The organism is Streptomyces sp. NPDC056452 (genome assembly GCF_042796085.1).
In the GTDB taxonomy this organism is placed as follows: Bacteria; Actinomycetota; Actinomycetes; order Streptomycetales; family Streptomycetaceae; genus Streptomyces.
Map to the genome: position 1 here is coordinate 58,848 of NZ_JBHTRI010000004.1, position 10,231 is coordinate 69,078.

General features: G+C 70.0%; 8 protein-coding genes and 1 pseudogene. 3 read left to right on the forward strand and 6 right to left on the reverse strand.

All coding sequences use genetic code 11. From position 1 onward, the window contains the following. Positions 1–4: 4 nt before the first annotated feature. The 3 genes from ACFQ6X_RS05510 to xylA all read right to left on the reverse strand — a co-directional run bounded on the left by ACFQ6X_RS05510 (position 5) and on the right by xylA (position 3,558). Positions 5–976 (reverse strand): carbohydrate ABC transporter permease, encoded by a 972-nt coding sequence (locus ACFQ6X_RS05510; protein ID WP_383176315.1) that lies wholly within the window; start codon positions 974–976, stop codon positions 5–7. 11 nt (positions 977–987) lie between these two features. Further along, positions 988–2,250: an ABC transporter substrate-binding protein gene (locus ACFQ6X_RS05515; protein WP_383176318.1), complete on the reverse strand. Its 1,263-nt coding sequence runs from the start codon at positions 2,248–2,250 to the stop codon at positions 988–990. 138 nt (positions 2,251–2,388) lie between these two features. Then, a complete protein-coding gene (xylA, locus tag ACFQ6X_RS05520; protein WP_383176321.1) occupies positions 2,389–3,558 on the reverse strand; it encodes a xylose isomerase in 1,170 nt (389 codons plus the stop codon). Positions 3,559–3,876: 318 nt separating this feature from the next. On the opposite strand from xylA, the gene yicI reads away from it, so the two are divergent. Continuing rightward, positions 3,877–6,105 (forward strand): alpha-xylosidase, encoded by a 2,229-nt coding sequence (yicI, locus tag ACFQ6X_RS05525; protein WP_383176325.1) that lies wholly within the window; start codon positions 3,877–3,879, stop codon positions 6,103–6,105. Positions 6,106–6,159: 54 nt separating this feature from the next. Beyond that, on the forward strand, positions 6,160–6,786 hold the full coding sequence (locus ACFQ6X_RS05530) for a histidine phosphatase family protein (protein WP_383176328.1): 627 nt from the start codon (positions 6,160–6,162) through the stop codon (positions 6,784–6,786). A 16-nt stretch (positions 6,787–6,802) separates the two neighbouring features. On the opposite strand, the pseudogene ACFQ6X_RS05535 reads toward ACFQ6X_RS05530, so the two are convergent. Beyond that, a pseudogene (locus ACFQ6X_RS05535) lies at positions 6,803–7,739 on the reverse strand (LysR family transcriptional regulator). A 134-nt stretch (positions 7,740–7,873) separates the two neighbouring features. On the opposite strand from ACFQ6X_RS05535, the gene ACFQ6X_RS05540 reads away from it, so the two are divergent. Then, entirely contained in the window at positions 7,874–9,124 is a 1,251-nt protein-coding gene (locus ACFQ6X_RS05540; protein ID WP_383176331.1) for an MFS transporter, read from the forward strand. A gap of 19 nt (positions 9,125–9,143) precedes the next feature. On the opposite strand, the gene ACFQ6X_RS05545 is transcribed toward ACFQ6X_RS05540, so the two are convergent. Together ACFQ6X_RS05545 and ACFQ6X_RS05550 are read right to left on the reverse strand one after the other, a co-directional pair. Continuing rightward, positions 9,144–9,350 carry a DUF397 domain-containing protein gene (locus ACFQ6X_RS05545; RefSeq protein WP_383176334.1) on the reverse strand — a complete coding sequence of 69 codons (207 nt, stop codon included), beginning with the start codon at positions 9,348–9,350 and terminating at the stop codon, positions 9,144–9,146. After that, positions 9,334–10,179 carry a Scr1 family TA system antitoxin-like transcriptional regulator gene (locus tag ACFQ6X_RS05550; RefSeq protein ID WP_383176337.1) on the reverse strand — a complete coding sequence of 282 codons (846 nt, stop codon included), beginning with the start codon at positions 10,177–10,179 and terminating at the stop codon, positions 9,334–9,336. Before ACFQ6X_RS05550 ends, ACFQ6X_RS05545 begins: the two co-directional genes overlap by 17 nt. Positions 10,180–10,231 lie beyond the last annotated feature (52 nt).

A 10,231-nucleotide genomic window follows, 5' to 3' on the forward strand; every position in this document is an offset into this window, starting at 1 on the left:
CCGGTCACTTCCCCTCGTTGCGGTTGACCCGCAGGTAGAACACGGCGAAGACGGCGGAGATCAGGATCAGGATGTTGCCGACCACGGCACCGGCCCCGAAGTCCATCTGGACGAAGGAGTTCTGGTACGTGAGCGTGCCGAGCGTCTGCGTGGAGTCGGCGGGTCCGCCGTCGGTGAGGGCGAGGACCAGGTCGAGGATCTTGACCGTCGACATGAAGCCGAGCACCAGCACCACCGTGATGACGGGCTTGAGCATCGGCAGGGTCACCGAGCGGAAGGTGCGCCAGGCGGAGGCGCCGTCGAGCGAGGCCGCCTCGTGCAGTTCCTTGGGGACTTCCTGGAGGCCGCCGTAGAGGATCACCATGTTGAACGGGATGCCGATCCAGATGTTCACCAGGATCACGGACACGAGCGCCATGCTCGTGCTGGTCAGCCAGGGCGTGTCGCCACTGAGGCCGATGGTGCCCAGGAAGGAGTTGAGGACGCCGGTGTCCTGGTCGAAGATGCGCCGCCAGACGATGCCGGAGACGACCATCGGGACCAGCCACGGCAGCAGGATCAGGGAGCGCAGGACCCCGTTCAGCGGGAAGCGGCGGCTGAAGAAGACCGCGAGGGCGAGCCCGATGCAGAACTGGCCGACGAGTGATCCGACGGTGAAGAGGATCGTCTGCCACAGGGCCTTGCCGAACAGCCCGTCGTCGAAGACGTTGCTCCAGTTGTCCGTGCCGTTGAACGGCGCCTCACCGGTGAAGAACGTGGACGGTGAGTAGTCCTGGAAGCTCATCACGATGTTGCGGACGAGCGGGTAGCCGAAGAACAGCGCCATGAAGATCACGGCGGGGGCGATGAAGCCCCACTGGGCGAGCTGCCTGCGGCGCTTGGCGCGCTGCGGGCTCACGGGCTTCTTGGCCGTTCCGGCCGCAGGGGCTTTCGGTTCGGCGTGCGGAGCGGCGGCGGAGGCTGTGGTGGATGACATGGTTCGGTACCTCAGTTCCCGCTCGTGACCTGCTGCTGGGCACGCTTCAGAGCGGCCTCGCTGGACTCGCCGGTGAGGGCGGACTGGAAGGCGCTCTGCAGGGCGAGCGACACGGACGACCACTGCGCGCCGACCTTGGCGGTACGGGAACGGGCCGTCGAGACCTGACCGGCGAGGGCCGCCAGCTCCGGGGCCTTCGTACGCCAGACCGCGGCCGCCTCGGCGTTCGCCGGGACCATCCAGCTGTTCAGGGCGTACGTGATCTGCTCCTGCTCACCCGCCATGCAGCCGATGATCTTGGCGGCCGTCCTCTCGCGCTCACTGTCACCGGTGTTGGGCACCGTCAGCACACCGCCGCCCAGCGGACCGACCGAGTCGTCGCCCGCCTCGGGGACGGGGATCTCGGCGATGCCCCAGTCGAGACCCTTCTTGGCGTTGAGGGTCTCGACCTGCCACGGGCCGTTGATCATCATGGCGGCGTTGCCCGCCATGAACTGGTCGTTGACGTCGGCCTGGGTCCAGTTGACCGTGGACTTGGAGAGCGAGCCGTCCTTCAGGAGCGCCTTCCAGTAGTCCAGCGCACCGGCGACCTCGGGGGTGTCGAGCTTCGACTCGTCACCGCCGTTGGACCACATGAACGGGGTGAACTGGAAGACACCGTCCTCCGCGCCGCCCGCGCTGAGCGCCAGACCGTAGCGCTTGCCCTGGGTCAGCTTCTTGGCCGTCGACTGCATCTCGGCCCAGGTGGTGGGCACCTTCAGGCCGGCCTTGTCGAGGGTGTCCTTGTTGTAGAACAGCGCCAGGGTGTTCACGGTGCGCGCGGCCCCGTAGTACTTCCCGTCGAACGAGCCGAAGTCGACGATCCCCTCGGGGATGTCCGTCGTGGTCAGGCCGAGGTCCTTCAGCGGGATCAGCCCGCCGGCCTCGGCGAACGTCGGCATCTCGGAGGCATCCAGCTGGAGGACGTCCGGCAGTGACTTCGACGACGCCATGCGCAGCGCCTTCGTCATCACCTGCGAGGCCGGCACGCTCTGCTGCTCGATCGTGATCCCGAGCTGCTTGCTGCAGCGTGCGAGAGTGTCGCCGTCCCAGCGGTGGTACGACTCGTCGGTCGAGGAGTTCATGACGGTGTAGACGTCGTCGTCCCGCTGCTGACCGCATCCCGACAGAACGGCGCCGGTGAGGATCGCGGAGACGACGGTGAGGGGGACGACGATCCGTCTGGTGCGGCGGCTGGGGCGTCGGTCCGTTCCGTCCGGGCGTATTTCAGTCACGGTGGTGCCCTTGCGTGAGGGGGTGGCCGAACCATGGGAACGCTCCCACGGGCTGATCGTCAAGACCGTGCACGGATTCGGCGAGGCCGCACGCGGCGGGCCGGGTGCCCGGCGGCGGACCGCCGGGCACCCGGTGCGTCAGCGGACGCCGAGCAGGTGCTCCATCGCGAGCTGGTCGAGGGCCTCGAAGGCCATCGAACGCTCGGCGGCGGCGTTCACGTCGAACTCCTCGTACGCCGAGCGGTCCGCGAGCAGGCTCTTGAGCCCGTCGGCGGCGGTCGGCTGGGCCAGCTCGTCCAGGCGGGAGGCGGTCAGGGCCTCCTGCACGGCCGGGTCGGCGCGGAAGGCCGCGGCGCGCTCCTTGAGGATCAGGTAGTTGCGCATGCAGTTCTTCGCGGACTCCCAGACGCCGTCGATGCCGTCGGTGCGCACCGGCTTGAAGTCGAAGTGGAGCGGGCCCGCGTAGTCGGAGTTCTCCAGCAGGTCGACGAGCCAGAACGCCTGACGCAGGTCGCCCGCGCCGAAGCGGAAGTCCTGGTCGTACTTGATGCCGGACTGGCCGTTGAGGTCGATGTGGAAGAGCTTGCCCGCCCACAGGGCCTGGGCGATGCCGTGCGGGAAGTTGAGGCCCGCCATCTGCTCGTGGCCGGTCTCCGGGTTGACGCCGACCAGCTCCGGGCGCTCCAGGCGCTCGATGAAGGCCAGCGCGTGCCCGATGGTCGGCAGGAGGATGTCGCCGCGGGGCTCGTTCGGCTTCGGCTCGATCGCGAAGCGGAGGTTGTAGCCCTGCTCGGTGACGTAGTCGCCCAGCAGGTCGAAGGCCTCCTTCATGCGGTCCAGCGCCACGCGGACGTCCTTGGCGGCGCCGGACTCGGCGCCCTCGCGGCCGCCCCAGGCGACATACGTCTCGGCGCCGAGCTCGGCGGCGAGGTCGATGTTGCGGATGACCTTGCGCAGCGCGTAGCGGCGCACGTCGCGGTCGTTGGACGTGAAGCCGCCGTCCTTGAACACCGGGTGCGTGAAGAGGTTGGTGGTGGCCATCGGGACCTTGAGCCCGGTGCGCTCCAGTGCCTCCTTGAAGCGCGCGATGTGGGCGTCGCGCTCACTGTCGGAGGAGCCGAACGGGATGAGGTCGTCGTCGTGGAACGTCACACCGTGGGCGCCGAGCTCGGCCAGGCGCTCGACCGACTCGACCGGGTCGAGTGCGGGACGGGTGGCGTCGCCGAACGGGTCGTTGCCGCGCCAGCCGACGGTCCAGAGACCGAAGGTGAACCTGTCCGCGGCGGTGGGGGTGAAGCGTTCCGACATTGATCAGCCTCTTGTCGACGAAGGCGCGGGCGGCGGATCAGCCGCCCGACCAATTTGTTTGCTTGCAGTACTAATACTCCATCGGGCCGTTGGTTTCCATACCGTTTCCGTGACGTATCGGTCACATGGCGGCAGCATGTCTGATCTGCGGCCTTCGTCGGCACTCCAGTTATTCGGGCAATCCGGGTGTTCCTGTTGCGTACGGGCCCTGGTGCGCACATTTGTTTTGTGTACGATCAAAATCGAGAGGACCCGTTGGCGCGCTCGCCCCAGGCGCCCTGGCGTCCCGCACTTCCTGAACGGCTAAGGACCCCCCCCATGAAGTTCACCGACGGCTTCTGGCAGTTGCGCAGCGGTGTGCACGCCTCGTACGCCACCGAAGTCCGCGACGTCCGCCTCGACACCGACCGTCTCGCTGCCTACGCGGCCGTCAAGCGTGTCGAACGGCGCGGTGACACCCTCAACGCCCCGCTGATCACCGTGGAGGCCCACGCCCCCGCCGAGGGCGTCATCGCCGTACGGCTCACCCACCACGCGGGCAGGCGCCGCAAGGGCCCGGACTTCGAACTGGTGGGCGCTGCCGCTCAGTCCGCCGCCACAGCACGCGACCTGGGTGCCACCGCCGAGCTGACCAGCGGCCCGCTCACGCTACGCCTGCCCACCGAGGGTGCCTTCGGTCTGGAGTTCCTCGACGGCGACGGCCGGCTCCTGACCTCCGCAGGACGCAAGGGGAGCGCGTTCGCCACCCTCCCCGACGGCAGCCACCACATGGTCGCCCAGCTCGCTCTCGGCGTGGGCGAGACCGTCCACGGCCTCGGTGAGCGCTTCACGCCGTACGTGAAGAACGGCCAGACCGTCGACATCTGGCAGGCCGACGGCGGCACCAGCAGTGAACAGGCGTACAAGAACATCCCGTTCTACCTCTCCTCGCGCGGCTACGGCGTCTTCGTCAACCACCCAGGCAAGGTCTCCTTCGAGGTGGGCTCCGAGGCCGTCGGCCAGGTGCAGTTCAGCGTCGAGGACCAGACGCTCGAGTACTTCGTCATCGCCGGCCCCACGCCGAAGGACGTCCTCGCGCGCTACACCGCACTCACCGGCCGCCCGGCCCTGCCGCCGGCCTGGTCGTTCGGCCTCTGGCTGTCCACGTCGTTCACCACCTCCTACGACGAGAAGACCGTCAACTCCTTCGTCGACGGGATGGCCGAACGCGGAATCCCGCTCAGCGTCTTCCACTTCGACTGCTTCTGGATGCGCGAGTACCAGTGGTCGGACTTCGCCTGGGACCCGGCCGCCTTCCCCGACCCGGTGGGCCAGATCGCCCGGCTCAAGGAGAAGGGCCTGCGGATCTGCGTCTGGATCAACCCGTACATCGCGCAGAAGGGCGCGCTGTACGAGGAGGGCGCCCGCAAGGGCTACTTCGTCGAGACCGCCGAAGGCGACATCTGGCAGTGGGACAAGTGGCAGGCCGGCATGGCGCTGGTCGACTTCACCGACCCTGAGGCCACCGCCTGGTTCCAGGGCAAACTCAAGGGACTCCTCGACCAGGGCGTCGACGCCTTCAAGACCGACTTCGGCGAGCGCATCCCCACGGACGTCGTCTGGCACGACGGCTCCGACCCGGAGCGCATGCACAACTACTACACGCACCTGTACAACAAGGCCGTCTTCGAACTCCTGGAGAAGGAGCGCGGCCAGGGCGAAGCCGTACTCTTCGCCCGCTCGGCGACCGCCGGCGGCCAGCAGTTCCCGGTCCACTGGGGCGGCGACTGCTGGTCCTCCTTCGGTGCCATGGCCGAGTCGCTGCGGGGCGGCCTCTCGCTGAGCCTGTCCGGGTTCGGCTTCTGGAGCCATGACATCGGCGGCTTCGAGGGCACCCCCGACCCGGCGGTCTTCAAGCGCTGGCTCGCCTTCGGCCTGCTCTCCTCGCACAGCCGGCTGCACGGCTCCTCCTCCTACCGGGTGCCGTGGGAGTTCGGCGAGGAAGCGGTCGACGTGGCCCGGCAGTTCACCCGCCTGAAGCACCGCCTGATGCCCTACCTGTACGGGGCCGCCGTCGAGGCCCACCGCACGGGCGTCCCGACGATGCGCCCGATGCTGCTGGAGTTCCCCGACGACCCGACCGCCCGCACCGTTGACCGCCAGTACCTGCTCGGCCCGGACCTCCTGGTCGCGCCCGTCTTCAGCGAGGACGGCCAGGTCGAGTACTACGTCCCCGAGGGCACCTGGACCCACCTGCTGACCGGCGACACCGTCACCGGCCCCGGGTGGCGCCGCGAGACCCACGGCTTCGACAGCCTGCCGGTCCTGGTCCGCCCGGGTGCGGTCCTGGCGCTGGGCGCGGACGATTCGCGCCCGGACGGGGAGTGGCTCGACAACCTGGAACTCCGCGTCTTCGCCCCGGCCGGAACCGGCGACTTCACCCGCACGGTGACGGTCCCCGACCTCACGGGCGCACCCGCGGCCACGTACGAAGTGGTCCGCAAGGGCGGCGAGGTCCGGGTCGCGACGGACACGGACCAGCCGTACACGGTCACGGTCGTAGGCTGATCCTTTGAGCCGGCCCCGGCCCGGGGCCGGCTCCTCGGCGCGAAGGTGGAGTCCATGGGCGAGCTGATCCTGATCCGGCACGGCGAGACGGAATGGTCCCGCTCCGGACAGCACACGAGCCACACCGACCTGCCGCTCACGGACCTCGGCGAACGCCAGGCCCGCGCGCTGGTCCCCCTCCTGGCCGGCCGGCGCATCGGCCTCACCCTGGTCAGCCCGCTGATCCGCGCCAGGCGTACCGCGGAGCTGGCGGGCCTGCGGACGCCCCGCGTCACACCGGATCTGCACGAGTGGGACTACGGGGCGTACGAGGGCGTGACCACGGTCGAGATCCACCGCACCCGGCCCGACTGGAACCTCTGGACCGACGGCGTCGCCCCCGGACCCGAAGGACACCCGGGCGAGACGCCGGCAGAGGTGGGCGCCCGCGCGGACCGGATCCTGGCCGAGGTCCGGGCAGCCGCCTCACGCCTCGGCGACGCCGACATCGCACTGGTGGCGCACTCGCACTTCCTGCGGGTCCTCACGGCCCGCTACCTGCGACTGACTCCGGCGAGCGGCGCCCTGTTCCAGCTCGCCACGGGCGCGGTCTCCCGCCTCGGCAAGGAACACGGCCTGCCGGTCATCACGGCACTGAACCTCGCGCTCCCGGAGAGCCTGTACGAGGCGGCGCGCGCCTGAGCGCGCGGCCGGGGCGTCAGCGCGGGATCACCCAGCTCGGCGCCCAGGTCCCGGCGTCATCGCCGGTCGCCGTGGCGGCGAGGTGGGCGCGCAGGGTGGCCAGCGCCGGGTGCGGGTTGTCGCGGTGCCAGAGGAGCGAGTGCGGGTACACGGGCGTCGGGTCGGTCACCGGGATGAGGCGCAGGCCGTGGCCCACGGGCCAGACGAGGCGGGTCTTCGCGCCCATGAAGGTGGCCAGGGCCGGGGTGTCGGCGATGGTGTCCAGGAGCGCGTCGGAGCCGAAGTTGGGGCCGGTCGCCTCGATGGTGAGACCGAACTCGGCGACGAGGTCGTCGTAGTAGGCGGTCCACTCGGTACCGGGGACGATGCCCGGCATCCAGATCCGGTGCCCGGCGAGCCGGGCGAGGGGTACCGAGCGGGCGCCCGCCAGCGCGTGTGCGGGGCCGGCCGGTGAGGAGCTGGAGCGGCTCGTCGAGCACCCGGACGGACTCGATGTCCTCGGGCAGGGGCCGGCCGGGCACGGCGACGGCGCGGAAGGACGCGTCGATCTCGCCGGACCGGATGGCGGCGACTGCCGTCTCGATGTCGAAGAGCCACACCACGTCGAGCTCGATCCCGGGGTACGCGTCGTGGAAGCCGCGCATCAGGCCGGACGCCGCGCCGCGCGAGGCGATCACGTCGACGCGCAGCGGACGGTGGCCGGTGCGTACGGACGCGACCGCGCGCTCGGCGACACGCAGCAGCTCACGCGCGTGGGGCAGGAACGCCTGCCCGTCGATGGTCAGCTCGGCGCCGCGCGGTGTGCGGGTGAACAGGCGCACGCCGAGGTTGCGCTCGAGTGCGGCGATGCGCTTGGAGACGGCCTGTTGGGTGACCGCCAGTTCGGCGGCGGCTTCCTGGAACTGACCCGCGTCGGCGGCGGCGACGAACGTCCTGACGGTGTCGAGGTCCACATCGACACCCTACGGCCACAACTGTTGGTTGTGGCAGGACGGCCCTTCGGTTGTTTGATCCCGGGGTGTCGTTCTCGCTTTGATGCTTCCGATCGCGGATCGGTTGTGCAGATGGGCGGAGAGGGGCGTCGGGCATGAGGAGCGGACACCGGCTCGGCAGGCCGTTCGGATGGCTCTGGGGAGCGTACGGGACCAGTGCGCTCGGCACGTGGCTCGCCTTCGGCGCGTTCCCGCTGATCGCCATCCAGGTGCTGCACGCCGGTCCGGGCGAGGTCGCCGCGCTCTCCTCCGTGGGTGCCGCCGTGGGCGCGGTCGTGGCGGTGCCGCTCGGCCCGTGGGTGGAGTTCCGCCGCAAGCGGCCGGTGCTGATCGCGATGGACCTGGTGCGGTTCTCGGCGTTGCTCACGGTCCCCGCCGCGTTCGCGCTCGGCGTGCTCACCTTCCTCCAGCTCCTGCTGGTCTCGGTCGTCGTCGCGGCAGCCGACATCACCTTCCGCGCCGCCTCGGGCGCGTACCTGAAAACGCTGCTGCCGCCCGAGGACCTGCTCGTCGCCAACGCCAGATTCGAGTCCACGGCCTGGACGACCACGATCATCGGACCGCCGCTGGGCGGCGCCGCGATCGGGCTCCTCGGTCCGGTGGCGACGCTGGTGGCCGACGCGGTCAGCTACCTGCTCTCGGCCCTGGGCATCCGTGCGATGGGCGGGCACGAACCCCGGCCCGAACGCCGGGAGGCCGCGCGCCTGCGGGCCGGGGACCTGCTCGACGGCTGGCGGTACATCCTCGCCGACGCGACGCTCCGCCCGCTGTTCGTCAACACCGCCCTGTTCAACGGCCTGGTGATGGCCGCCTCGCCGCTGCTGGCCGTCCTGATGCTCGGCCGGCTCGGGTTCGCGCCGTGGCAGTACGGCCTGGCCTTCGCCCTGCCCTCGATCGGCGGGCTGCTCGGTTCGCGGCTGGCCCGGCCGCTCGTCACCCGGTTCGGGCAGCACCGGGTCCTGGTCGTGGCCGGGACGCTGCGTGCGTTCTGGCCGATCGGCCTGGCCTTCCTGGGGCCGGGCACCGGAGGACTGCTGCTGGTGATGGGCGTCGAGTTCGGGCTCATCCTCTGCTGCGGGGTCTTCAACCCCGTCTCGGCCACCTACCGCCTCCAGCGCACCGCGACCGACCGGGTCGCCCGCACGCTGTCCGCCTGGGCGGTGACGACCAAGGCCTCGACCGCGCTTCTGACAGCCGTCTGGGGCGTACTGGGTGGCCTCCTCGGCCCGCGTACCGCCATCGGCCTTGCCGGCGTGCTCCTGCTGGCGACCCCGCTGTTGCTCCCCCGCCGGACGGCAGCGCCTCTCGCCGAGCAGGACCCGGAGCGGGCGCCGAGCCGCACCTGACAGGGACCAGCAGGCCCTGTCAGAGGGTGCCGTTCCTCAGGGCGTCGACGAACGGGGTCCAGCGCGCGGCGGTGAAGGAGAGTGCCGGGCCGGCGGGGGTCTTGCTGTCGCGGACGGGAACGAGACCGGGGAATCCGTCGGCCACTTCGACGCAGTTCCCGCCGTCACCGTTGCTGTAGGACGACTTGCGCCAGGCCGCTCCGCACAGGTCATGTGAGGTGAGCATCGGTCGTATGACCCTTCGCCGCCGACTTGATCAGGGACAGGGACGTCTCCGGGGACAGCGCGGAAGCCCTGGCCAGATCGTATGCGGAACAGAATTGGTCCACCAGTGGTGAATCCTCGACGAGTTGCCCGCTGTAGGCGCCCTCCGTGTATACGGCGGGCGGGGCGTCGTCGAAGTACATCAAGGTCACCGACGTGTCGAGGAAGGGGTGAGCCCCGGCTGAGAACGGCAGTACCTGAGTCACGACCCGAGGGCGGGAGGCTGACTGCTCGGCGAGGTACGTGAGTTGCTCGGCCATCACGGCGTCACCGCCCACGGTCACCAGCAGGGCGGCTTCGTGAATCACCACCCAAAGTACCGGCGCAGTGGGTGAGTCAAGCAGTCGGCCGCGTTCCATCCGCGTGCGTACGTGATCTTCGATGACGCCCTGGGCGGCGAACGGATGCGCGGCCCGGGTGAGGGCTCGCGCGTACGACTCGGTCTGAAGCAGTCCCGGGACCACCATGGATGAGTATTCCGCGATCGACGCGGCGCGCTGCTGGAGCTCCGCCGCATCCGCGAAGTACCCCGCCACCTTCGACTTCCGCGCCAGCAGGCACAGCCGCTGCAGATGCTCGCCGCTCCCCAGCAGCTCGTCCAGCGCGCTCGACAGCTCCAACTGGGGCCGCCGTTCCGCTGCTTCGAACAGGCCGATGTACGTGCCGGAGCAGAAGACCTGCTCGCCCAGCTGGTTCTGCGACAGGCCCGCCGCCTCCCGCAGGCGGCGCAACTCCGCGCCGTAGAAGGCGCGCGGGTTCGCGTAAGGGTCGAGCTCCTTGGGCTGCGGCATGGTCGGGAACCTAGTGGTTGCCCCGCCCCCGTATGCACCGGTCCTCCCGCCG